The organism is Thermanaeromonas toyohensis ToBE (assembly GCF_900176005.1).
Taxonomy (GTDB): domain Bacteria; phylum Bacillota; class DSM-521; order Neomoorellales; family Neomoorellaceae; genus Thermanaeromonas; species Thermanaeromonas toyohensis.
Window position 1 is genome coordinate 200,726 of record NZ_LT838272.1, and the last position, 23,899, is coordinate 224,624.

The following is a 23,899-nucleotide window of genomic DNA, read 5'->3' on the forward strand; positions in this document are numbered from 1 at the left end:
AAAGGTATCTCGAAAGGCCAGCCGTTAAAGGAGTGAAGAAAGAATGGAGGAAGCCAGAGAAAAAGGGAAACTAGGGAAAAGCCCTAGTAGCTTTTGGGCTTTACCCGTACTGGTAGCCCTTATCGGGCCCTTCATGGCTATTCTGGATTCAAGCATTGTCAATGTAGCCATCCCCACTATCATGCGCGTGTTTAACACTGACACGGCCACGGTGGAATGGGTAGTCACCATATATATGCTTTCCTTGGGGGTGGTGGTCCCTTTAAGCGGCTGGATGGGTGACCGCCTGGGATTAAAGAGGCTCTACATCCTATCCCTGGCTATATTTACCTTAGGCTCTTTTCTATGCGCTTTTAGCTTTAACATATATTCCCTTATCGCAGCCAGAGTAATCCAGGCTGTGGGGGGAGGTATGATTATGCCTACCACCATGGCCATGATCTACCGCATGGTGCCCCGGGAGCGCTTTGGTAGCGCCATGGGGGTCTTCGGTATAGCTATTCTAGTGGCACCAGCTATCGGACCTACCCTGGGTGGTTATCTGGTAGAGTATGTGGATTGGCGCTGGATTTTCACTATAAACTTACCAGTTGGTTTGCTGGGTATATTGCTTTCCCTTTTCTTCTTGCCAGAATTTCCAGGAATCCCTATCGGCCACCTGGATATAGGCGGGGCAGTTACTTCGGGCACCGGCCTTTTCTGCCTGCTTTTAGCCTTGAGCAAAGGTAACGACTGGGGATGGAGACAAGAGAACACGGTTTTATTACTTTATACAAGCGCTGTCTGCCTGGGACTTTTTGTATATCTGGAGCTTACCCAAGAAAACCCCTTGCTGGACCTCCGAGTGTTCCGTTATCCCACTTTTACTCTAGCTAACCTTATGGTGATCCTCACTACTATAAGCCTTTTCGCCGGTGTATTTTATGTACCTCTTTTTCTCCAGACAGTGAAGGGTTTAGGGGCTATGGAGACAGGTCTTCTCATGATGCCGGCCGCCCTTACCTCCGGCCTCTTGATGCCTATAACTGGTCGCCTTTATGATCGGGTGGGCCCCAAGCCTTTATGTTTGGCTGGCTTACTTCTTCTAGCTTATACTACCTATCAGTTTCATAATTTGGATATAGTTACCTCTACCAATTCTATAAAGTTTTGGCTGGTACTGCGGAGTATAGGCATGTCCATGGCTATGATGCCCGCCCAGACCGCGGCTTTAGCGGTTATCCCTGTGGAGTTGGTGGGGAGGGCTTCGGCTATTACAAACATTATAAACCGTGTTTCGGGTTCCTTCGGCATCGCTGTTTTGACGGCTATCCTTACCAACCGGCAGGCCTTGCACAGCGCCCACTTAGCCTGGCAGATTACAGGGACTAATCCGGCCGTGCAGTATTTTTTGCAGCAGGCCGGACCAAGCCCAAGCCTGGGTCTTGTTTACTTAAACGGGATAGTTCAGAGGGCTTCTTTCATCCGGGCGCTGAATGATATTTTTGTGATTATGGCGGTTTTGGCTTTAACCGGCCTTTTACCTTCCTTTTTTCTAGAAAAAGGGAGAGATAAACCTAGTCCTTTAGTGGGAAGCGAATAGAAAGCGAGGAGTGGGTGCAAGGTGATGAAAAATAAGAGGGTAAAGGTAGTCTTTTTGGTTCTTATACTTTCTCTTATAGGGGCAGGCGCTATAGTAGGATATTACTACTACGAATGGCGAAATTTCGTGACCACAGAGGATGCCCGGGTAGCTGCGGATATGGTGACCGTTACACCGGAAGTGCCGGGGAGGCTGGTGCAATGGAATGTTAAAGAGAGCGATAAGGTAAAGGCCGGCCAGCTCCTTGGCCGCCAGGATCTGGAGCCTAGCCTTACTTCTACTGCTACAGGCCCCCAGGCCTTAGCGGGAGCAGCAGGAGTAATGGCTTCCAAAGCCGAGATACGCTCGCCCATAAGCGGGGAGATCATACAGTCCAAGGCGGTGGTGGGATCCCTTGTTAGCCCGGGTACCCCTTTGGCTGTGGTGGCAGATACTGAACATGCTTATATAAGCGCTAACATCAAGGAAACGGAGATCAATAGAGTAAAGGTGGGCCAAAAGGTGGAGGTGAGGATAGACGCCTACCCAGGGAGGGTGTTCTCGGGTCGGGTGGCCAGCATAGGACGGGCTACTACCTCGGTATTTTCTTTGCTCCCCAGTCAAAATTCAAGCGGCAACTATATAAAAGTAACTCAAGTTATTCCAGTTAAAATCACCCTTATAGATGCTGGAGATATAAAGCTTTTCCCAGGGATGAGTTCTACGGTGAAAATCCATGTTAGATAAAGTATTTGGCTTAAAAGAATGGGGGAGATAGAAAGTGTTATGGGGGAGAGAAAACCTTAAGCTCTTTATAGCCATTGTAATAATACTTCTAATGATTTTGGCCCTGGGGCTCGTAGCTTACAGCAAGGAGGTAAGCCAGGGTACAAGTGAAAGAATCCCTGTAAAGGTAGTAGTGGTGGGCAAGGGCCAAGTGGAGTCTACGGTAGAGGTGGCAGGCTCTTTACTTCCCTATCGTTCGGCTAATGTGACGGCCAAGCTGGCTGGGCAGGTAAGCGCAGTCCACGCGGATGTGGGGGAGGAGGTGAAGGCTGGCCAGCTTTTAGTAGAGCTAGATTTAAAAGAATTAAAGGCTCAGCTTAAGCAGGCAGAAGCAGGAGTGGAGCAAGTAAAAGAGCAGGCTGAGCAGGCCAAGATAAGCATTGAAACGGCCAAGCTAAGTAGAGAAGTCGCTAGGCTTAACGCTGAAACGGCTAAAGCGGACCTGGACAATGTGGAGAAAAGTTACAGCCGTGTGAAGGCTTTAGTAGAGGCAGGTGCTGCTCCGCAAAGTCAATTGGATGAGCTAGAGACTAAGCTTTTCCAGGCAAGAAAACGTTACGAGGTAGCCCAAAAGCAGTATGATCTGGCGGTTAAGCAGCAGGAAGCTGCGGAAAAGCAATATGCTATAGCCACCGGACCGGGCTTGGCCCAGGCAGAGGCAGCTAAGAATGTGCTGGAAGCCCAGCTGACCAACGCCCAAATATTTTCACCTTTGAGTGGCATAGTAACCAACCGTTACATAAACCCAGGGGAGATAGCGGCGCCAGGCGTCCCCCTTTTAAGTATAGCGGAAACGTCCTCTTTAAAGCTTTTCGCCACGGTACCCCAAGAAAGGGTATCTTATCTGGCCCTGGGGCAAAAGGTTTCTGTGTTAGTAGATGCTTTTCCAGGGAAGGAATTTAAAGGAGAGATAGATAGAATAGGGCCTTTGTCTGTCTCTTATGGGCAGCGCTTTCCAGTAGAGATAAAGGTGGCTAATCCAGGCGAGCTTAAGCCCGGCATGACGGCTAAAGCCCTATTCCACCTTAAGGGAGAAGAGGGTCTAATAGTGCCGGCCAGTGCCCTCCAAAGGGAGGCGGGAGAGATTTTTGTATTTGTAATAGATCCCCAAGGAGTGGCGCGGCGGAGGGCGGTTACTTTGGGACTGGGCAATGAAGAAAAAGTAACGGTTCTTAAGGGTTTAAGCGAGGGGGAACAGGTAGCCATTACCAATGTAACGGCTTTGCAGGATGGGATGATAGTAAAAATAGACTAGTAATAAGCTCAAGCGAAGATTTTAGCTGGGAAGCAGTAGTAATAGCACGCGTTAGGGTTAGAAGCTGTGGGGAGGGGAGCGGGGAGCATGGGTTCTAGGCGAAGATTACTGCTGATTTTTTTAACTTTTAGCCTGTTAGCTGCAAGTTGTGGTAAAAGAGGCCCCCAGGAAACTGAAGAGCCTAAAGTAGCGGTGGAACTTAAGAAAGCGGAGTTAGGAAGTATTACGCGCCTGGCCAGCGCTACCGGGATTATTGCAGCCCGGGAGGAGGTGAAGGTGGGAGCCCCTTTACCAGGCCGCCTGACTAAAGTGTATGTGCAGGTGGGCGACAGGGTAAAGGCAGGGGATGTGGTGGCTGAGCTAGATAATGAAGACGTAAAAGCCAGGCTAGATCAAGCGAAGGCAGGGTTAGAACAAGCTCGGGCGGCTTTGAGCCAGCTGGAGGCCAACCGTGCCCAGTTGGAAGCTAATTTGCGTCAGGCGGAAGCCAATGCCAGTAACAGCCGTGCTAATTGGGAAAGGGTTAAAGCCCTTTATGAAGCCGGGGCAGCTTCTAAACAGCAGCTGGAGCAAGCCCAGACGGCCATGGAAGTAAGCCAAGCCCAGGTGGAGGCGGCTAGGGCGGCTCTGGAAGCCCTTAAAGCCCAGCGTTCTGCCCTTTCTTCCCAGGTGGCTAGTGCCGAAGCTGTGGTACGCCAGGCGGAAGTGGCCTTATCTAACACCTACATAAAAGCTCCGGTAGAAGGCGTGGTAACAGCTAAGCTTTTAAATCCAGGGGAGATAGCTCAGGGTCCTATTTTGCAATTGTCTACGGATAAAGATATAGAAGTCAACTTCCAAGTGACGGAGCGAGACATAAATTTCTTAAAAGAAGGTGCAGAGGTTAAGATATTAGTACCAGCGCTAGGACGGGAATTTAAGGGTAGGATAAGCACTTTTAGCCCCGCGGCGGACCAGCGGACACGGTCTTACACAGTTAAAGCGAAATTTACCAGTAGCCCTGAAGGATTACACCCTGGCATGACAGCCATTATCTATTATCTCACTGAGCGGGTGGATAACGCTGTCCTGGTGCCCAAGAATGCAGTAGTCAAAAGAGGAGCCCAGGATATAGTGTTTACTGTGGAAGAAGGCCGGGCTGTAGGCCGGCCGGTTACCCTGGGGATCGCGGACAGCGAGAAGGTAGAGATAAAAGAGGGCCTGGCTGCAGGCACTCCTATAGTAGTAAAGGGCCAGGATTTCTTGAGTGAAGGTCAATTGGTGGAAGTGGTGAAAGGGGAATGAAGAGATGAACCTACCCCGGTTAGCTGTAAACCGGCCGGTGGCCGTACTTATGAGCATCCTGGCGGCCATGCTTTTAGGTATGGTAGCTTTAACCCGCCTCCCGATAGACCTTTTGCCGGAGCTAAATTTACCTTATGCGGCAGTGATAACAAACTACCAAGGGGCAGGACCAGAAGAGGTGGAGAAGTCCATAAGCAAGCCTCTAGAGGAGGCCCTGGGCACTGTCCACGGGATAAAAAACATCCGCTCTATGAGCATGATGGGTACCTCCGTATTGGTTTTAGAGTTTGAATGGGGTACTAATATGGACTTTGCTACCCTGGAGATGCGGGAGAGGATCGACCGGGTCCAGGGGTTTTTACCCGACGGGGCAGACAAGCCCATGGTGGTTAAAATGGACCCCAATATGATGCCCGTGATGACCCTGGCTTTATACGGGGATAAGGATGAGGCGCGGCTTAAGGATCTGGCCGAAAATATAGTTAAAAAGAGGCTTGAGCGGCTAGAAGGGGTAGCAGCTGTCAGCGTAACGGGAGGCTTTAAGCGGGAAATACAAGTGCTGGTATACCCTGAACGCCTAAACTTTTTCGGGCTCTCCCTCGCCCAGGTGGTTCAAACCCTGGCGGGGGAAAACACCACTTTTGCTGCAGGCAAAGTGGAGGATGCCGGTAAAAATGTACTAGTACGGGTCACGGGAGAATTCAAAAGCTTAGAAGAGATAGAAAGAATAGGCTTTCCCACTTCGGGTGGAGGGATCGTACGCTTAAAGGATATAGCTAAAGTAGAGGATACCCATGCCGAACGCACAAGCCTTGCCTTGCTGGATGGCAGGCCGGCCATAGGTTTATCCATACAGAAGCAGGCGGGGGCCAATACAGTGGCCATCTCCCGGGAAGTGAAGAAAGCTATAAGTGAGATGGCCAGTAGTTTACCCCCGGGGGTAAAGGTAGAGCCCATAGTGGACAATGCCAAGTACATAGAGGCAGCCATCCAGGGGATATACCGGGATATGCTTTGGGGTAGCCTCCTGGCCATGGCCTTAATCCTCCTTTTTCTTAGAAACTTTAAGTCTACCCTGGTCATCGGCCTTACCATACCTGTTTCCGTGATCACTACCTTTGTCCTTCTTTACTTTGACCGCCTTAATTTGAACCTTATAACCCTAGGAGGGCTCTCCTTAGGTATAGGCCGCATGGTGGATGATGCTATCGTAGTATTTGACAATATCTACCGTCACCGCCAGCTAGGGGAGGAACCGGTCCAGGCGGCCATAAGCGGGACCGGAGAGGTGGCCAACGCAGTGGTGGCTTCCACCCTTACCACCATAGGTGTCTTTTTGCCGGTGGCCTTTGTCCAAGGGTTGGCCTCCCAGCTTTTCACGCCTATGGCCTTTACCGTGGCCTTATCCCTTCTGGCCTCCCTGGCTGTATCTCTAACCGTTACTCCTATGCTGGCTGCCCGTATCCTGGCCGGAGAATTGCCTAAAGAAGAAAGAACAGGGCGGGGCCTTTGGCAGGTGCTCTGGTCTGGCTCCTGGCTTACCTCTTTAACCTCTTTTTATAAGCGGGCCCTACAGTGGAGTTTAAACCACCGGCCGGCTGTGATCTTATTTACTTTAGCTATTTTTACCGGCGGGCTAGCTTTAATCCCGGCAGTGGGAGTAGAGTTTTTCCCCGCTTCGGATGAAGGAACTATAAATATTAGCCTGGAATTACCTAAAGGTACTCTTCTATCTGAGACCTCTCGGGTTGCAGAGAGAATAGTGGAAATAATTAAGGGGGAACCCGAGGTTAAGAGTATTTACGAGGTAGTAGGCGGTTCTACAAGCCAGATGAGTATTTTAAGCGGGGAGACACCGGAGATAGCCAGCATAACGGTGAGGCTGGTAGACCGGTCGGAAAGGCGGCGCAGTTCAGAAGAAGTAGCCTCGGCCTTGCGCCGGAAGCTAAGGCAGATCCCTGGGGCTAAAATTACAGTGACCGCGGCCTCGGGCTTTGAGAGCGGGGGTCTGACACAAGCGCCGGTGCAGGTGGATATCCACGGGGATGATTTGTTTACTCTGAAAGAGTTGGCTCTGCAGGTTAAACAAATAGTATCTCAGGTACCGGGGACAGTGGGGGTGGAGAGCTCCTTTACCCAGGGCAGGCCCCAGGTAGAGGTAATAGTCGACCGCGAGAAGGCTGCCCTCTATAATTTGTCTTCCGCGCAAGTGGGGAACATTGTAGCTTCAGCTGTGGGAGGGAAAGTGGCTACCCGCTACCGCGTGGGAGGAGAAGAGTACGATGTAAGAGTCCAGTTACCCCTTTCTTCCCGCCGCACCTTAATGGATCTAGAAAACCTTACCGTACCTTCTCCCCTAGGGATCCAAGTGCCTCTAAAAGAAGTGGCCCGCTTTAAAATAGATACCACCCCCTCTACCATAAATCGCTACAATCAAGAGAGGGTAGCTAGCGTCACCGCCAACATATCGGGTCGGCCTTTAGGGGATGTTATACAGGATATAAGGAGAGGCTTGAGCGAGCTTAAGCTTCCACCGGGTTATCGGTTTGAATTTACCGGCCAGAACAAGATGATGCTGGAATCCTTTGGCCAGCTAGGCATGGCTTTAGTGATGGCTATCCTTTTGGTGTACATGATCATGGCCGCCCAGTTTGAATCCTTATTTCATCCTTTTATAATCATGTTTTCCATTCCTATCTCCTTAACGGGAGTAGTCCTCGCTTTGCTCTTAACTCGCCGCACCTTTAGCGTCACCGCTTTCCTAGGAGTTATAATGCTGGCAGGGGTAGTGCTATCTAACGCTATCGTGCTGGTGGATTATATTAACCTTTTGCGCCGCCGGGGGCTGCCCCGGGAAGAGGCTATCCTGCAAGCTGGGGCTACTAGACTGCGGCCCATACTGCTAACCGCTTTTACTACTATCCTAGCCATGCTTCCTTTAGCAGTAGGGCTGGGGGAGGGAGCTGAAATGCAGGCGCCCCTGGCCACGGCTGTTAGCGGGGGACTTTTGGTTTCTACCCTTTTGACCCTGGTATTTATACCTGTGCTGTATACCCTCCTTGAGGATTTAGGAATAAGGCTTTTCTGCCGTTTTAAGGTAAGCAAGGGGATGGGCGCATAAGAGGTAAGCCGTAAGAGGCTAAAGCGCCTGGGAAAAGAGGTTAAACAATCCCTTAATCTCTCTTCCCAGGCGTTTTCTTTGGATTCCTTTGCGGTAAAATTTTTGCAACTATTTATTTCGATTTCGTAATTTACGATAAAGAAACAGCCTCGCATTTCTTAAGGTGAGAGCGCGGTGGTCGTTTTTTCTTTTGCTCGTGGCGCGGGGCCACGAGGTTTTTTGTGTTTAAAAAAATTTGCTTTTTGTTCGCGAAACTTTCTGCCCTCTCCTTCGTGATTATTACCGAAGTCACGACCCAACCTGGGCTATTTAAAGGGAGCTTATCTATGCCTGAAGTTGAGACTCTAATAGCCAAGGTGCAGGAGGGGGATACTTCTGCCTTTGAGGAGCTGGTGATGCTTTATAAGGATAAAGTATATTCCCTAGCCCTTACTTTAACAGGAAACCATGTAGATGCAGAAGATCTGACCCAGGAAATTTTCTTTAAAATTTATATCTCGCTCCCGGAATTTGCTCAGGGGAAAGGGAGTTTTGAGGCGTGGGTACATAGGATGGGGGTTAACCTTTGGATAGACTGGTGGAGGCGGCGGAGGAAAATCCGGAGTTTTTCCTTAGAAGGGGTAATGGATTCCAAGGAAGAAGGGGGGAAGTGGGAAATACCTGACGATAAAGATGATGTCCAGGAGACAGTGGCTAAGCGAGAATTTTGGCGAGCAGTGTGGAAGGCTTATAGAGAGCTCCCAGAGAGCTACCGCCTTACCTTAAAGCTAAGAGCTATCGATGAGCTTTCCTATAAAGAAATAGCCGCTACCTTAGGCGAAAGCGAGGCGGCAGTGAAGTCCCGCTTAAACCGTAGCCGCCAGCTACTTAAAGAAAAGCTTAAAAGCTTGGGATACCTTTCCTAAAAAAATACCGGTTAGTCACGAAACTTTCCTGCTAAATATTCGTTTTAAATAATACGAAAGGGTGCTTAAAGAGATGCTTTCCTGGGACGGGCAGGTCTATTAAGAGGGCAAAAGGTGGTTAAACTTTATGAGATGCTGGAAGGCAAGAAAGTTGCTCTCACCTTATATAGATGGGGAGCTAGGCGAGGAGGAAAGGTCCTCGCTTGAAGGGCACTTGGCTAATTGTCCTGCCTGCCAGGAAGAGCTGGAGGCATTGCGCAAGATATCTGAAGGGTTAAAAGATATATACCGCCAGGTGAAACCCCCGGCTGGTTTTGCGGAAGGAGTCATGGCCCGGATAAAGGCGATAGAGGAAGCAAGTGCTTCCCCTTGGCAGCTACAGGAGAAGCCGTTAAAGTGGCGCAAGGTAGCGGTGGCTGCTGCTCTTGTAGCGGGAATAGGCTTGGCGGTGCTGCAATATGGCCGTGCAGGGATAGGCGGGCCAGCGGGAGCTCCTTTGCTGAGCGGGAATATAGCTGCACCGGGAAGTTTAGCAGTAGAGGAGAAAGTAAGGGGCGAAGCTCCTAGCAATTCCTTAGGAGAGAGAGAAAAGATCCCGGTAGTGAGTAATCCTGGGGCTAAAGAAGGTGATAGGCTTCTAGACCAAAAGAAAGAAGGCCAAAGTAAGGGAAAGAAAACTTATGCCGGGGTGGAAACTGTGCCTAAAGCTGGCTTAGAGGCAGGGCCGTTGGTCAAGCAAGAAAAGCAAGGTCAGGTAGCTTCAAGCAGCGTGGGTTCGCCGGCGGTGGGAGGAAAAGCAGAACTCAAGCCCCAGCTATTTTTAAGCAAAGAGCTACATGTGCGCACTACCCTACTTAAACTTGAGGTGAAAAACCTCCCCTATGCCAAAGAAGTCGTTTTAGCCTTAGCGGAGAAATTTGGGGGTAGTCAGCCCAAAGAAGTTTGGGTTTACCAGCAGGAAGAGGTGCTCTTAAGAGTTGTCCTTCCAGTAGAGAAGGCGAGCGGGTTTATATCTCAGGTAGTGGCTTTAGGAAAAGAAATGGCCCGGGAAAGGAGCACCGTAGATTTGACCGGGGAGTATAACCGCAGGCTACTAGAATATCAAGAGCTCGAAGCCAGACAAGATCCGGAAAGCGAGGCAATGGCTAGGGCTTTAAAGAACTACCTGGAAGAAACCGGACAAGAAACCCTGGAAGCGGGGAAAGAAGTGATCAATGTGTGGCTTAAGCTACAGCCCTAAAGGCTCTAAAGTGTATAGAAAATACAGGTAAAGCTTTATGGGTAAAAAATATCGTGGGCGCGAAACTTTTGGAGGATATCTTCGTTATTATTACTTGGAAATGGCAGGGTAAAGAAAGGGAAAGGAGACACCTCTGGAGCGCCTGGCCGCGCCAGGGATAAGATAAAGCCTTGTGGCAAGAAAGAAGATAAAGGGGGGATGCAGTCCCGGTAGCGCCGTGTTGGGCCCCCAGAGGATGAGCGAGTGTAACGCGGGGGTGTAGCAAAGGCGGTCGGGGAGGGGAAAGGGAAGAACGGTAAAAGAAGGCATTATCACCTTAAACACTATCATTCTTAAAACTTTAGGGAGGGGAGAAAGTTGGCAAAAACGAGGAAGAAGTGGCTGTCAATCTTGGTAACCCTCGCTATGCTAGTCGGTTTAATGGTGCCTTTCGCCGGACCGGCAGCGGCTGTGGGTACGGCGTACACGCCGATTACAGTCCCAACGGTTGAAGATGATACTGCCCATGCCAAGCTAGGCTCATTTCAAATAGAAATTGATCCTATGTATTCTTCTGTAACCTCGGAAGCATGGATAGAGCTACCGCAGGATTATGAAATTTATCAGGTGCAGTTTACGGGTCTCGGTTTAGATGCTTCGAATGCTGTTACAAGAGTTACATTTACGGATCAACAAGCTGTAAATAAGGTAGTTTATGAGGAAAGCGGAAAATATAATACTTTTGTTACCGTCTCCGACAAAACGAAACGCGGGTTCAAATTATCATTCAGTGGCGGTAATATATCTGGTCAAAAATTCCGCTTGCTCGTAGAATTCACAGATGTAAAGGTGCCCGCTGGTGCGAGTGGTGATATCAAGGCTACGATCAAGAATATTTCGGGCCAGCTAGTTGATGGCAGCGTGGTAATCGGCAAAATTGCTGGTGGCGGGCTCCAGGTAGCTGCAGTGGACACCGATACTTTCTCTGATGCTGGAGGCTATGTAAAGATACGCCTTGAAGAAACTGTGGCCGGCAAGCTCAATGCGAAAGATGAGCTCAAGCTGGAGCTGCCCGACGGCTTTGAGTGGGGCGACGTCAATATCAATGGCGGAACATTGGACGATACGAAGAATGTAGGCGCAAAAATCATATATGGTACTTTGGGTAGCAGTGGTGATGTATCGAAAGTCAAGTTCATTTCCGACGGCGATACGCTGAAGATGTCGCTGGTAGACGATGTTTACAAGTCTACGGATAAAGTGGCCATAGACTTCTGGGTACCCATCAAGGTAACCGATACCAGTAAAGCTAAATATGGCGATGTGATTGCGAAAGTAAAGGGCGACTATACTGTGAGCCCGAGCGAAATCATAGTAGGCACCTATGGTGAGTACAAGGCGACTGTTAGCGCTAAAGACTCTTCCAAGGTAGTCTATGCTGGCCAGCATGATCAGGAAGTTAGCGATATCAAGATCACAGAGGCAATGAAGGAGAGCCTCGTACCAGGCAGGACAATCACGCTCACTTTGCCGCCCAATGCCAGGTGGTGGAAGATTGACGACCAGCGTGTTGATAATCAACTCAAGCCAGGCGATAGCGTGGATGAGGATAGCGGTATTAAGCTGGTATTCAAAGGCCTCGAAGGTACCGATGATCGCACAGCGAAGTTTACCGTTGAGCTGGCTTCAGGTAACACTGGTAAAGGTTCTACGGACAAGGCAGAGCTCACCATCGAAAATATCACTGTAGACCTCCAAGCTGGCTATACAGGGGATCTAGTAGTTGAAGTTGGCGGTAGCGCCGGTGTAAGTGGCAGGATTACGGTCGCTAAGGTGGTCAATCCCGTAACAGTAACCGCCGAGAAGACAAACGTACAGCTTGGCAAGGCTAACCAGGTGGCGGGTAAGATTACTATAACTGAGCAGGGAGCAGGTGCTATTGATACTGATGACGGCAAGAGGGAACTGGTGTTAGGGCTGCCGAGCGGTGTGAAGTTTAGCTCTAAGCCCGAAGTTAAGGTAACCAAGGGCGACATCGAGATCGACCAAGTCTCCCTTGTGAACGACGATCGCGATCTCAAGATCAAATTTAAGGATGACAGTAACGAAGCTAGCACTATCGAGATTAGCGGTATTTACTATGACATCGATCGGACCGTTGGCGAAGGCGATATCCAGGTTAAGGTTGGCGGCCCTGCGCTGGTAATTACCGACACGGAAGGCTATGATAAGGATAAGGATGGAGTAGTTGATAAAGCCTTCTTCCCGGGCGATGACTATGTTGTGAAGGTCGTCAACGCTACCGTTGTGACTCCGGCTCCGTCCGAGGCCAGGCAGACGGCAGTGTTCACCATTAATAGCACTACCTACACCGTGAACGGCGTCCAGTCCACTATGGATGTTGCCCCGTACATCAAGGATAGCCGCACTTACCTGCCTATCAGGTATGTAGCCTATGCCCTCGGCATCTCGCCCGAAAACGTGATCTGGGATGGCGTTAAGGCCACCTTCATCGGGCAGGGCCGCGTGGTTCAAGTCACTCCTGGCAGCGCGATACTGAGCATCAACGGTGCGCCCGTTACCATGGACGTGGTAGCCGAAGTGGTCAACGGCCGCGTGATGGTGCCGTTCAGGTGGGTGGCCCAGGCCTTCGGTGCTCAGGTGGACTGGGACGAGGCTACTCAGACCGTCACCATGAAGCTATAAGCCTACGAAGGCTTCCAGGACCCAGGTCCGGGTGCGGACCTGGGTCCTATAATTTGGGGGTGGTAGCTTGCAAAGGGCCTTACTGGCACTAGTCCTGGTTGCTGTTTTCGTGTTGAGCTTTGGTATGGTAGAAGCAGCTGCTGCAAAGGATACGCTGAGTTTGGACGAGGCCATCAAGCTGGCCCTGGAGCACGACAGGGGCATAAAGAAGGCGGCGGCCGAGATCGACCGCACTAAGGCCCTACGGGACCAGGCGCAGGAGGATGTACAGTTTACGCCGGTACTGGGAGGCTACGTCGGCCCCTACGGCCCGCAGATAGAGGCTAACTGGAACAAACTGCTTTCCTATGACCTGGCCTGGAGGGTCAGCAAGAGGGACTACGAGGCGAAGATAGACGCCCTGGTACTGGATGTGTGCAAGAAGTACTGGGATGTGCAGGTTGCCCAGAGCAAGTTAACCCTCCAGGAGAAGCTTAAAGAGCAGGCGCTGGTTAACCTGCAGAACGCCAGGGCTGGTGTAGCCGCAGGCACTATAGCACAGTCCATATTAACTATCGCAGAGGCCCAGTACCAGCAGGCAGTGAAGAATTGCGAGCTGGCGCGGCACGAATTGGATGACGCATACAACGCACTGAACCAGACCATTGGGCTGGATGCTGGCGAAAGACCGGAGCTTACTGACGACGTCAAGTTTGAGCCCTTGAAGGTAGACAGCCTTGAGGCCGAGGTGTCCAGGGTGCTGGATAAAGACCCCAACGTATGGAAGGCGCGGCAGAATATAGACCTTAAAAAATGGGCGGCGGACATGATGTACTTTATTAAAGGGGTTTACACCCCCTACGAGGCCAGGCAGAAGGAGTTGGAGGAGGCGGAGCTGGACTACGCCAACGCGCGAGAGGTTATGGCTAAATTTACGCGGACCATTTACTACCAGGCCAAAAAAGTCGAGGAAGGCTATGCCGCGGCGTTAGAGGCCCTCAAGATGGCGGGGGAAAAGCTGCGCGTGGAAAGGGCCAAATACGAGGTGGGGATATCCATTAAAGCAGACGTGCTGGCTGCTGAAGTAGCCGTGGTCCAGGCGAAGCAGGCCCTGGATGACCTGGTGCGGAAGCATGCCTACTTGAAGCTTGCCTTTGAGAAGCCCTGGGCTGTAAGTACGGGAAGCGGGAGTACTGGGAGCAGTGGGTCTGGCAACTAGAGCTGGATCTTTTCAAATTAAGTCTATACTTGCCGTAAAACTTTCTTACCCAGGGGAAAGGCTTATGGCCTTCCCCTGGGGGTTTTGGGAAGGAAAGGGCCTCTAATTGTCTCTAGTAACTAAATAGTTAGTTACCTGGCACAGGCATTTATAAGGGGGCGTTGCAGTGAAGGTGTGCGGGATGCAGAGCAGGGAGCGCATCCTGGCGGCGGCCGAAGAAGTTTTCGCTTCCAAAGGACTCCGGGGAGCGCGGGTAGATGAGATCGCTGCCAGGGCCCAGATCAACAAGCGGATGCTGTATCACTATTTTCAAAGCAAGGAAGACCTTTATACTGCGGTTCTAAAGGCTAATTTCGAGAGAGCCCTGGCCGCCACCAGCCAGGCATCGAAAAGCAAGGAAGATCCTAGGGAACAAGCCGTCGAGGCGATAAAGACCTACTTCTATTTCCTGGCCAGGAACCCCAATTACGCCCGGCTAGTATCCTGGGAGGCTCTTGAAGGCGGCCTTTACGCGAGGAGAGTCCTACCCCCCATATGGGAGGAGGGATTGCCGCGGCTTAAAGCCATATTGGAAGACGGCATGGCCAAGGGGGTTTTCCGCACCGACCTGGACGTGAGGCAGGTCTTAACAAGCGTAAACACCTTATGCATTTCTTACTTCACCCAAAAGGATATACTGGCCATCCTCTGGCAGGACGATCCCACGCGGCCAGAAAACCTGGAAAAACGTTTAAAGCACATACTGGACTTGGTTTTAAGGAGTATCCTGCTCATAAAGGGGTGAATATTTTTGCGCGAGAAATTTTCCCAAGTGCTATCCTTATTGGTTATCAGCTTTCTAATAATCACAGGATGCGGTAAGCAGCAGGAAACACTCCTCAAAGTTGACGGAATAGTGGAGGCCGAAGAGGTGGATGTCGCGGCTAAGATACCGGGACGCCTCCAAGCGATCAAAGCCAGGGAAGGCGACCTGGTCAGAGCGGGGGAAATTTTAGCTTACATAGAAATTAAAGAGTTAAAAGAAAAAGAAAAACAGGCTCAGGCTGCCGTTGAGGCTGCAAGGGCCCAGTATGAAAAAGCCCAGAATGCCCTCCTGCTCCAAGAAAAGGCAAGCGAGGCTGACCTCCAGGCCGCGCGGGCAGCCTTAAGCCAAGCCATGTCCCAATACGATAAGGTTAAAAAAGGTCCCCGGGCTCAGCAGGTAGAGCAGGCCCGCGCGAAGCTAGACCAGGCTAAGGCTGCCCTGGAGGTGGCGGAAAAGTCTTACCAGCGCACCAAGCAACTTTTCGAGTCTGGCGCCGTCTCCCAGCAGATGCTGGATGAAGTGAAAGCTAAGTATGAAGCGGCCAGGCAAGAGATGCTCTACGCGGAAGAGGGTTTAAGCCTTCTGGAGGAGGGGACACAAGAGGAAGACATACGCGCCGCGGCCGCCGCTGTTCAGCAGGCCCAGGCCGCCCTATTGAAAGCTGAGGCGGGCAAAATGCAAGACCTGATCGCCCGCAACGCGGTACAAATGGCTGAGGCGGACTTAAAGCGCGCAGAAGCCGTACTAGCTGAGGTTCGTAGTAGCCTGGAAGAAGCTGCTATAAAAGCCCCCTGTAACGGCATAATTGTTTCTAAGTACGTGGATGAAGGCGAGATAGTAGCCGCGGGGATGCCACTCTTCACTATACAGCAGCCGGATAAAAACTGGGTGAACGTTAAAGTCAAGGAAACACAATTAGGCCGCATTAAAGAAGGCCAGGAGGTGAGCGTAACAAGCCCTGCTTTTCCGGGCAAAACCTTTAGTGGCTGGGTAGAATCTATCAGGCCAAAGCCTGATTATGCCATCCAGCGAGCCACCAATGAGAGGGGTGATAAAGACATTATTTCTTATAACGTTAAAGTAAGGCTAGATAACCCTGAGTTTAAGGCGGGGATGTCTGTAACTGTAGACTTCCAACCCAAGCAGGAGGAAAAGTGAAAATGCTCTCCCAAATGTGGTACGTCTGGCTCCGCGAGTGGCAATACATCCTAAGAAACCGGCGTCTGCTCCTTATCTTAATTGGAGTGCCCCTATTGTACTGCATTTTATTCGGGATTCTTTACAGCAAGCATGTGGTTAATAATATCAACCTAGGCGTGCTGGACATGGATAATACCTCTTTAAGCCGCGCGGTCATAACTGCCTTCTGCGATTCTGACCGCTTCAAGTATACGACCAAGCTGGACAACCAAAAGCATATGGAAGTGGCCATGGAGAGAGGAGAGATCATGGCTGCCATTGTCATCCCTCCAGACTTTACTAGGAACATCAAGAGGGGTACGGGCAGCCAGGTGATGGTAGTAGTCAATGGGGCCAATATGATTATTGGCAACGCGGTCACTACCGCGGCAAGCGAGATCATCCAGACCTTATCTGCTGGTACGCTACTTAAGAGGTTAGAAGGTAGCGGCCTTTCGTCCCAGGCGGCCAGCAAGCTAATCCAGCCTATAGTCTTTCGCCTGAGGGTATGGTATAATCCAACATTTAACTATACTAATTTCCTGCTTCTGGGCCTCATGGCTACTGTAATCCAGCAGGTGGCGCTTCTTTATATGGCTGTGGCTATGGTCAGAGAAAAGGAACAGGGGGCCTGGAGGGAGATAACAGAACGCTACCGGAGCGCCTTTGCCGTTACAGTGGGGAAAATTATGCCTTACTTTCTTATCAACCTGGGGACCCTAAACCTCTTGTTTGCAGGAGGTATTTACCTCTTCCAGGTGCCCTTTAAGGGCAACTACGTCAACCTTTTACTCCTGACACTAGCCTTCCTCGCCTGTATCTTGAGCCTTGGCATTCTGCTTTCTACCATATGCCGCAATGAACTGGAAGCTACGCAGGTGGCCATGCTGGTGGCTGTTCCCTCTTTTTTGTTTTCCGGCTATACCTGGCCGCTGGCTGCTATGCCGCCCTTAGCCAAAGCCCTCGCCCGGCTCCTGCCTCTTACTTATTATGCAGATAACGTTAGGAAAATCTTTTTGATGGATGTAAGTCTAAACACTATCCTGCCCGATCTGGTTGTACTAGCCTCCATGGCCGCAATATTGTTTCTGTTGGCTACTGTGGTGGTAAAACTAAGATATTTTACCCCAGCCTCGCATCCCGAGTCGACTGAGCTACCACATAAGGCCCTTTAACCTGGACCAGTACCTTAACCACAGGAGGTCTATTCGATTTGGCCATGCCCGGTCGTAACGAGAGGAAACCTTGACAGATGTTGCTTGCAAGGCCTAATATGAACCTGAGAATGGTAGAGGTGAAGAAAGAGTTTAAGCTTAGGGTGGAGGAATAAACATGAGTCAGGGAACGTTGTGCTGCCAGGGATACGTGGACGCCCACATACATGTATGGGAATTCGCCCTCTTCAATCACTTTGCTGACCTGGAAAAATGTTCAAATCTCCAAGAACTAGTGGAAACCCTGAAGTCAAGCCTGGTAGAGGGATGGGCCATAGGGGTACGCTTTAACCAGGAAAGGCTGGCCGAAAAAATTATCCCCGAACGGGCCTTCCTGGACTATGCTTTCGGCTCAACTCCTGTGGTAATAGTCCGGACCTGCCTGCACCTGGTCGTAGCTAATACGGCCGCCATGCAGAGGCTGGGTTTTTTCGCAGAAAACGGCATCTTTTATGAGGCCGAGGTATTTAACCTCCTTAAGACCCTGGTAGCCAGCCTCAATCTAGAGCCAAGATCGATCCTATCCCAAGGCTTAAGGGAGCTTAAGAAACTGGGGATAGTTAAAGTCATTGACATGAGCATGGATCGAAGCAAGCGTCCCCTCTTCGAGGACCTGAATGAAGGGATCGAAGTGGAGTTCTATACGGTGGACTTCGGGCTACTGGATGAAGCTTTAGGGTATAAGGTTTTCCTGGACGGGGGCCTGGGGGCCCGTACCGCGGCCTTAACTGAAGAATACTCCGACGACCCTGGTAACTATGGCCTCCTCAATTACAGCGATGAAACCCTCCTTGCCCTGGTAAAAAGAGTCCATCAAAAAGGCAAGCCCATCGCTGCCCACGCTATCGGAGACCGGGCTATTGACCAATTCCTGCGCGTTGTGCGGCAGAGCCGTCACCCCCTGGACCGCCTGGAGCACGTCCAGTATGCCAGAGAAGAGCAGCTGGAGGCCTTGGCGGAGCTAGAGATACCCGTCTGTATACAGCCTATCTTTTCCCGGGAAATCTCCTGGGCCAAACGCAGGCTGGGCCCGGAGCGGATGCAGACAGCCTACGCCTGGGGGCTTATGAAGGATAAGGGTATACGTTTGCTGGTCGGCTCCGACGCCCCGGTGGAACACGCCGATCCCCGGGAGGCGGCCGCATTGGTGGCGGGCCTCTCGGGAGGGCATCATCTTAATTTTGAGGAGGTATTGGACCTTTTTGCGCGGGCCAACCAGGAGTTTTACGACAGCCAAGAATAGGCTCACTCCCGTAACCTATCCCCCACCCCAGGCTTAATGGCGGCTTTTGGACCCCAAGGTGCTTGGGGGAGCTAGCGCCTCGGAACTTTTTATGCGGTTCATGGCATTTTGCAACGGGATGTCGAAGAGTTAAAGGGATTTATGAGGGAAATTAAGAGGTGAAAGAAGGATGCGGGTAGCAGTAGTGCAGATGTTTATAGCTGATAGCCTTAAGGTTAATCTATCGCGAATACTAGCCTTGGCTAGGGAGGCGGCTCGGCGCGGGGCAAAGCTAGTAGTATTCCCAGAGATGTGCCTTACAGGTTATAGTTCTAAGGTCCTTAAAAGCCCACGTTTAGAAGAAGAATTAAAGGAAGCCTTGGCTATACTTAGCAGGTGGTCGGTCAAGCTAGACTTAAGTTTAGTGGTAGGAAGGGCAGAAGTTTCAGAAGGAAAGTATTACAATGCTGCCTCAGTTTTCCTCCCGGACGGCAGGGTACATACCTATTATAAGATCTACCTTACGGAAGCGGAAGCCCGTTATTTTTCTCCGGGGAAGACACCTTTAGTGTTTGAGTACTATGGACATCGCTTCGGTATAATTATCTGCCGAGACCAAAATTATCCTGAGCTGGCGCAAAGGTTGCGACAAGAAGGGGCGGAAGCCCTGCTTATCCTTTCAGCCCATTTTTACTCCCCACCCGAGGCTAGATGGAAAATGGATAAGAACTTAGCTCTTCCCATTGCCCGGGCAGTGGAGAATGCTTTTCCTGTCTTCCTGGCCAACGCGGTGGGGAGCCATATAGGCCTTATAAGCCTGGGGAACAGCTTAATCGTAGATCCCCAAGGCGTGGTGGTGGCCCGGGCCGGGGAAACAGGAGAGGAAATACTCACCTGGGATCCCTTCCCTCACTCCAACTCTCCGTGAGGTAGTTTAATAGCCTTATCCTTCATCTAGCCGTGGAGAGGTTAAGATGAGGAAGGAGGTGAAAAAATGCCTGTGATTCAAATCGATGCAGGTTCCATGAGCAAAGAGAAAAAGGCAGAACTTATCAAGGCCCTAACTGATACTGCTAGTTCTATCCTAGGTATACCCACCCAAGCCTTTGTCGTTATCATCCGGGAGAATTCCCCGGATAACATCGGCACCGGTGGCAAACAGCTTTCTGAGTTACACAAGTAAAATGAAGAGTAAAATGAGGAGAGGAGCTAAAGAAGGGTATGAAAGGAAGCAGTACGGCCGGGCTTTTAGCACCGGCCATTTTTTATGTGCGCCCGGCATGGGCGTTAACTTGGTGGTGAGAGTCCACTGCAGGCGAGGCAGCACGAGCCTGCTAGCCGAAGGCAAGGGTGTCCATCGTGAGGTGGAATCCGAAGGAAGCCGGAGGCAAAGCCACGGCCCGATGAACAAGAACCCCATAAGAGGCTAAGCCGTTCGGATGAGCTGGCATAACACAGCGAAATCCCAGGCAGACATAAGGACGGCGGAGTATATGGGGCGGGCGCGGGGTGAAGGTTAACGCTCTTACCCGGGGAGGCCTGCCGGATAAGCCAGGTAGAGCTGGTAACCCGTGTCGGAAGGCACGGCTGAACTGGCAGGAGGAAGCTTTGGGCATAGTACCCTGGGGGTCATGAACTCCAGGGGAAGGCCCGAACATCAAGTCAGAGGTGGGACTGGTGCGTTCGCGAGAAGGGCGAAGAAAGCAGAAAACCCCGGAAGGGGCCTGCCCACAGGAGGAAGTGGTGAAGCCACGGGGGACTGGGGGAGGGCCGAGTTCTTCTCCGGCACAAGGCGGGACGTCACCTCGCGGAGGCCAAGGTAGCGGCCTGATGGAGCAGGTGGTGGAAAGAAGCAACATGCTGGCCGCTTTGAGGCGGGTAGAGCGGAACGGAGGCGCGCCCGGCGTAGATGGCATCCCGACCGAACGGCTTCGGGACCAAATTCGTGCCGAATGGCCGCGCATCCGGGAGGAATTGCTTACAGGTACCTATAGGCCTAAGCCCGTGCGCCGGGTCGAAATCCCGAAACCCGGGGGAGGCAAGCGGCTATTAGGGATACCTACCGCAATGGACCGCCTGATCCAGCAGGCTCTCCTGCAAGTATTGACGCCCATTTTCGACCCGCAGTTTTCGGAGGCCAGTTACGGGTTTCGGCCTGGGAGGAGAGCCCATGATGCGGTAAGGAGAGCGCGTCAATACGTGGAAGAAGGATACGAATGGGTCGTGGACCTGGACATAGAGAAATTCTTTGACCGGGTCAACCACGACATACTCATGGCCCGAGTGGCCCGAAAAGTGACAGATAAGAGAGTGCTTACCCTTATCCGTCGCTATCTCCAGGCAGGTGTCATGGTAAACGGGGTGGTCGTAGAGACGGTGGAAGGGACGCCGCAGGGCGGGCCTTTAAGTCCACTTTTGGCCAACATACTCCTGGACGACCTGGACAAAGAACTGGAGAAGAGGGGCCACAAGTTTGTCCGCTATGCTGATGACTGCAACATTTACGTCAAGAGCAAGCGGGCGGGGGAGAGGGTCATGGCAAGTATCCGTAAGTTCCTGCAGGAACGGTTGAAGCTCAAAATTAACGAGCAGAAAAGTGCGGTAGACCGGCCGTGGAAACTGAAATTCCTGGGGTTTAGCATGCACAAGCGCAAGACAGGAGAAATTCTTATCCGCCTGGCGCCTCAGACCATCGAGCGGGTGAAAGGGAAAATTCGGGAGATAACTGCCCGGAATAAACCCGTGAGTATGGCCGAACGCATAGAGCGTCTCAACGCCTATTTGGGCGGGTGGATAGGATACTTTGCCCTGGCCGAAACGCCCAGCGTTTTTGAGGAGATAGAAGGCTGGATGCGGAGGAGGCTACGCATGTGCCTCTGGAAGCAGTGGAAGCGAGTACGGACCAGATATCGGGAGCTACGCGCATTGGGACTGCCGGAATGGGTGGTACATCAATTTGCTAATGCTCGCAAAGGGCCATGGTGGATGGCTCATGGTCCAATGAATAGAGCCCTGGGTAATGCCTATTGGCAGTCCCAGGGCCTCATGAGCTTAACCGAACGCTATTCTTGTCTTCGTCAAGCTTGATGAACCGCCGGATGCGGACCCGCATGTCCGGTGGTGTGAGAGGACGGGGGCTAGCCGCCCCCTCCTACTCGATGTGACTTGGCTACAACTGGGGAGAGTATGTATCCTAACCTTAATCTTTTATTATAGAGAAGGCTTAAACACCAATTTCACGGGCAAACAAGAACCTCCGGGTGGTATAAAATAAAGCTCAGCGGGCCGGTTGGCCTTAAGTTTCCCTAGGAAAATGGCTTGCTCCGGGGTTTCCACAAACCCCTTCCGGGGGACCTCGATTATATTTCCCTCAAGGACCACTATCCCCCCAAAGTAGCCGCTTACCGGGACTAAGAAAACCTCAGTATCGCGAATGGGTAGGAGCTTTAGCTTGTAGAAAGCGCCGTAATTGCCGGTAAGTGAAGGTGCACTACCCTTTCCAGGTAAAAATTCATCTTCCTGGCCATCAGCGAGGATAAGACTCCCTGTTTCCTGGCCGGTTAAAACAAGCTCTATTTCTATATCAGAGGGCCCGAAGGTTCCCCGCGTGTGTATTCCATCTGCCAGCAGATAAGGAAGCTTGTTATATTCCTTGAGCACATCAGTGGTGGTGGGAAGGGCTATGAAAAGGATCTGGAGCTTACCAGTAGCATACACATCCATAATCCCGTGTACTACTTGGTGCCGTACTGCAGGAGGGGTTATTTTATTAAGGATCAAAGCCTCTCCAGGTTTTAGGCGTAAAGTACGGCTTTGAGTGGCATTAAAATACTGGATGAGAGCCTCCTTGGCCACCTGGTAGACATTGTTAGAAGGTCCACTGTATCCCTCTTTCTCAATAGTGAGCTCAACTTCTCGCTGTCCAGGGTTAACAGCCAGTACATATATTCTAAAGGTTAAAGGGCTCTGAATAGCGTGCCAGAAATAGAGCCTTGCTTCTCCTTCTATCTCGTCACGGTATAGTATCCCGGGCCGTTCTATATATTCTGGGCTGTCGCTAAAGAGCAGGATAGGGCCTGTATGCTTCTTTATTGGCTTATAAGTGAAGGTGGGAGATATTTTCTCTTTCGGCCATAGGTCACCAGGTTGGAGGGTGACCGGAGCGGATAACACTTTGATAGTCCGTGAGAAGGGCTTGCTCCAGCTTCCCCGGCTATCCTTTACCTGCAGAGTAACAGTGTATAGACCTTCTTCGGGGAATACTTCTTGCCGGCCTATCCACCTTTCTTCAACGATGGGGTCTCCTTCGGGATCCTGTGGCTTTACTGTGTAATGTAGAGGTTGGCCAGCGTAGGCAGGTTGAGAGACTTCGAAGTAGGCCGTGGGAGGCCGGTTAGTGCTCCCTAGGAGGTAAGCTTTTCCTTCTGGCCATCTGGCGTAAGGGATGTTAAAAACCCTATAAAACATTATAGCGGGGGCAAAGACAAGCTGGCCCACCTTTTGTATTTCTGCTGGTAAGATTTCAGCTCCCGGCTGTTCCCCTTCTAAATAAAAGACAATCTTGCTTCCAGGGTAAATAATAGCCTGGCGATTTCCTAAGGAAACTTTTATGGTTTCCGGTGGACCGGGCTCCCACTGTACCTGACCGCCCAGCTTTTCGGCGAGGGGTCTTAAGGGAACCATAATGTAGTCACCGGATAGGTAGGGCTTCTCAGGCAGTTCGTCCCGCGTGCCGTCTATCCATATTTCCCTTGAGTTTTCTGAGAAGATGACCTGGGTTGCTGTTGCCGCCAAAGCGGGGTAGGGGAGAAAGATAGTAAAAAGGGAGAAGATAGCAAAAAGGCAAGGGATAAGAATATATTTGGACCTACGAGGAGCATTGTTAACACAGCTCATAGTCTTGTGGGCTATAAATTTATTGACCATAGCTTGATACGCTCCCGTTTAATTTACGGCTATTGTTTGGTATTTGGCGGCAAATTTATAGCCCTGCAGGTCCTTATGAACAGGCCTTTGCTCAGCTCCTATATTATTCGTCGGTCTCCTTCCTGTCCAATCTTACCTTTTCGCCGTCTCGCACGGCCTTTAATACTTTAGCTTCACCTATTACCTTGCCTACCACAGTAACGGGGCTATAGGGCCTTATTTCGCCTGGGCCAGATACAGGTGTGGGACCGAAGAAAACGCACAAGGCATGGCCAGGCGGCCAATAAGCCACATCTCCTTCTTGGACTGTCTCTTGGGGTTTTTCTTGCTCAAGCTTAACAGGGATGCTGAAATATATCTCGTCCCCCCAGGTGTTGACAGTAGCTTCAATGGGTAACGTTTCCCATATTTTCTGGGCAGTGGATGTATTGTTAAGCTCGATCTCAAGCTTTACATTTCCTACTTTAAGCCACACATGCATAGGTATTCACCTCCAAAGTTTATTTTACTAAAATTTG

General features: G+C 51.1%; 20 protein-coding genes. 18 read left to right on the forward strand and 2 right to left on the reverse strand.

What is annotated here, in order from left to right; translation table 11 throughout:
- Positions 1-43: 43 nt before the first annotated feature.
- The 18 genes from B9A14_RS01110 to ltrA all read left to right on the forward strand — a co-directional run bounded on the left by B9A14_RS01110 (position 44) and on the right by ltrA (position 21,542).
- A complete protein-coding gene (locus tag B9A14_RS01110) occupies positions 44-1,582 on the forward strand; it encodes a DHA2 family efflux MFS transporter permease subunit (protein ID WP_084663197.1) in 1,539 nt (512 codons plus the stop codon).
- A 24-nt stretch (positions 1,583-1,606) separates the two neighbouring features.
- The gene (locus tag B9A14_RS01115; RefSeq protein WP_084663199.1) at positions 1,607-2,308 is read left to right on the forward strand and encodes an HlyD family secretion protein; all 702 of its coding nucleotides are present in this window, start codon (positions 1,607-1,609) and stop codon (positions 2,306-2,308) included.
- Between the two features lie 34 nt (positions 2,309-2,342).
- Complete coding sequence (locus B9A14_RS01120; protein WP_231967867.1) at positions 2,343-3,602, forward strand: efflux RND transporter periplasmic adaptor subunit; 1,260 nt, start codon at positions 2,343-2,345, stop codon at positions 3,600-3,602.
- An 87-nt stretch (positions 3,603-3,689) separates the two neighbouring features.
- The gene (locus B9A14_RS01125; RefSeq protein WP_084663208.1) at positions 3,690-4,886 is read left to right on the forward strand and encodes an efflux RND transporter periplasmic adaptor subunit; all 1,197 of its coding nucleotides are present in this window, start codon (positions 3,690-3,692) and stop codon (positions 4,884-4,886) included.
- Positions 4,887-4,890: 4 nt separating this feature from the next.
- Entirely contained in the window at positions 4,891-8,007 is a 3,117-nt protein-coding gene (locus tag B9A14_RS01130) for an efflux RND transporter permease subunit (RefSeq protein WP_084663210.1), read from the forward strand.
- A gap of 326 nt (positions 8,008-8,333) precedes the next feature.
- A complete protein-coding gene (locus tag B9A14_RS01135) occupies positions 8,334-8,912 on the forward strand; it encodes an RNA polymerase sigma factor (protein ID WP_084663212.1) in 579 nt (192 codons plus the stop codon).
- A 127-nt stretch (positions 8,913-9,039) separates the two neighbouring features.
- Entirely contained in the window at positions 9,040-10,152 is a 1,113-nt protein-coding gene (locus B9A14_RS01140) for a zf-HC2 domain-containing protein (protein WP_084663214.1), read from the forward strand.
- A gap of 357 nt (positions 10,153-10,509) precedes the next feature.
- Positions 10,510-12,837 carry a copper amine oxidase N-terminal domain-containing protein gene (locus B9A14_RS01145; RefSeq protein WP_084663216.1) on the forward strand — a complete coding sequence of 776 codons (2,328 nt, stop codon included), beginning with the start codon at positions 10,510-10,512 and terminating at the stop codon, positions 12,835-12,837.
- Between the two features lie 67 nt (positions 12,838-12,904).
- A complete protein-coding gene (locus B9A14_RS01150; RefSeq protein ID WP_231967868.1) occupies positions 12,905-14,035 on the forward strand; it encodes a TolC family protein in 1,131 nt (376 codons plus the stop codon).
- Positions 14,036-14,201: 166 nt separating this feature from the next.
- Positions 14,202-14,819, forward strand: a complete 618-nt coding sequence (locus tag B9A14_RS01155; protein ID WP_231967869.1) for a TetR/AcrR family transcriptional regulator — start codon at positions 14,202-14,204, stop codon at positions 14,817-14,819.
- Between the two features lie 6 nt (positions 14,820-14,825).
- Positions 14,826-15,998 (forward strand): HlyD family secretion protein, encoded by a 1,173-nt coding sequence (locus tag B9A14_RS01160; RefSeq protein WP_084663218.1) that lies wholly within the window; start codon positions 14,826-14,828, stop codon positions 15,996-15,998.
- A gap of 2 nt (positions 15,999-16,000) precedes the next feature.
- Positions 16,001-17,194 (forward strand): ABC transporter permease, encoded by a 1,194-nt coding sequence (locus tag B9A14_RS01165; RefSeq protein WP_084663223.1) that lies wholly within the window; start codon positions 16,001-16,003, stop codon positions 17,192-17,194.
- A 157-nt stretch (positions 17,195-17,351) separates the two neighbouring features.
- Complete coding sequence (locus B9A14_RS01170; RefSeq protein WP_084663225.1) at positions 17,352-18,476, forward strand: amidohydrolase; 1,125 nt, start codon at positions 17,352-17,354, stop codon at positions 18,474-18,476.
- Between the two features lie 169 nt (positions 18,477-18,645).
- Complete coding sequence (locus B9A14_RS01175) at positions 18,646-19,383, forward strand: carbon-nitrogen hydrolase family protein (RefSeq protein WP_084663227.1); 738 nt, start codon at positions 18,646-18,648, stop codon at positions 19,381-19,383.
- A 66-nt stretch (positions 19,384-19,449) separates the two neighbouring features.
- Positions 19,450-19,638: a 4-oxalocrotonate tautomerase DmpI gene (gene dmpI / locus B9A14_RS01180; RefSeq protein ID WP_084663229.1), complete on the forward strand. Its 189-nt coding sequence runs from the start codon at positions 19,450-19,452 to the stop codon at positions 19,636-19,638.
- 1 nt (position 19,639) lies between these two features.
- The gene (locus B9A14_RS01185; RefSeq protein ID WP_084663231.1) at positions 19,640-19,885 is read left to right on the forward strand and encodes a hypothetical protein; all 246 of its coding nucleotides are present in this window, start codon (positions 19,640-19,642) and stop codon (positions 19,883-19,885) included.
- A 79-nt stretch (positions 19,886-19,964) separates the two neighbouring features.
- A complete protein-coding gene (locus B9A14_RS17860) occupies positions 19,965-20,090 on the forward strand; it encodes a hypothetical protein (RefSeq protein ID WP_269456741.1) in 126 nt (41 codons plus the stop codon).
- 195 nt (positions 20,091-20,285) lie between these two features.
- On the forward strand, positions 20,286-21,542 hold the full coding sequence (ltrA, locus tag B9A14_RS01190) for a group II intron reverse transcriptase/maturase (protein ID WP_231967870.1): 1,257 nt from the start codon (positions 20,286-20,288) through the stop codon (positions 21,540-21,542).
- Positions 21,543-21,665: 123 nt separating this feature from the next.
- Here the strand turns inward: ltrA and B9A14_RS01195 are convergent, their stop codons facing one another.
- Together B9A14_RS01195 and B9A14_RS01200 are read right to left on the reverse strand one after the other, a co-directional pair.
- On the reverse strand, positions 21,666-23,381 hold the full coding sequence (locus B9A14_RS01195) for a stalk domain-containing protein (RefSeq protein WP_084663235.1): 1,716 nt from the start codon (positions 23,379-23,381) through the stop codon (positions 21,666-21,668).
- A gap of 103 nt (positions 23,382-23,484) precedes the next feature.
- Entirely contained in the window at positions 23,485-23,862 is a 378-nt protein-coding gene (locus B9A14_RS01200) for a cyclophilin-like fold protein (protein ID WP_084663237.1), read from the reverse strand.
- Between the last annotated feature and the right edge of the window lie 37 nt (positions 23,863-23,899).

Bases quoted from the DNA above. Each gene is read 5' to 3' on its own strand.
- B9A14_RS01110 (WP_084663197.1), top strand. From the start codon at position 44: ATGGAGGAAGCCAGAGAAAAAGGGAAACTAGGGAAAAGCCCTAGTAGC.
- B9A14_RS01115 (WP_084663199.1), top strand. From the start codon at position 1,607: ATGAAAAATAAGAGGGTAAAGGTAGTCTTTTTGGTTCTTATACTTTCT.
- B9A14_RS01125 (WP_084663208.1), top strand. From the start codon at position 3,690: ATGGGTTCTAGGCGAAGATTACTGCTGATTTTTTTAACTTTTAGCCTG.
- B9A14_RS01130 (WP_084663210.1), top strand. From the start codon at position 4,891: ATGAACCTACCCCGGTTAGCTGTAAACCGGCCGGTGGCCGTACTTATG.
- B9A14_RS01135 (WP_084663212.1), top strand. From the start codon at position 8,334: ATGCCTGAAGTTGAGACTCTAATAGCCAAGGTGCAGGAGGGGGATACT.
- B9A14_RS01140 (WP_084663214.1), top strand. From the start codon at position 9,040: ATGAGATGCTGGAAGGCAAGAAAGTTGCTCTCACCTTATATAGATGGG.
- B9A14_RS01165 (WP_084663223.1), top strand. From the start codon at position 16,001: ATGCTCTCCCAAATGTGGTACGTCTGGCTCCGCGAGTGGCAATACATC.
- B9A14_RS01170 (WP_084663225.1), top strand. From the start codon at position 17,352: ATGAGTCAGGGAACGTTGTGCTGCCAGGGATACGTGGACGCCCACATA.
- B9A14_RS01175 (WP_084663227.1), top strand. From the start codon at position 18,646: ATGCGGGTAGCAGTAGTGCAGATGTTTATAGCTGATAGCCTTAAGGTT.
- dmpI (WP_084663229.1), top strand. From the start codon at position 19,450: ATGCCTGTGATTCAAATCGATGCAGGTTCCATGAGCAAAGAGAAAAAG.
- B9A14_RS01185 (WP_084663231.1), top strand. From the start codon at position 19,640: ATGAAGAGTAAAATGAGGAGAGGAGCTAAAGAAGGGTATGAAAGGAAG.
- ltrA (WP_231967870.1), top strand. From the start codon at position 20,286: ATGGAGCAGGTGGTGGAAAGAAGCAACATGCTGGCCGCTTTGAGGCGG.
- B9A14_RS01195 (WP_084663235.1), bottom strand. From the start codon at position 23,381: ATGGTCAATAAATTTATAGCCCACAAGACTATGAGCTGTGTTAACAAT.
- B9A14_RS01200 (WP_084663237.1), bottom strand. From the start codon at position 23,862: ATGCATGTGTGGCTTAAAGTAGGAAATGTAAAGCTTGAGATCGAGCTT.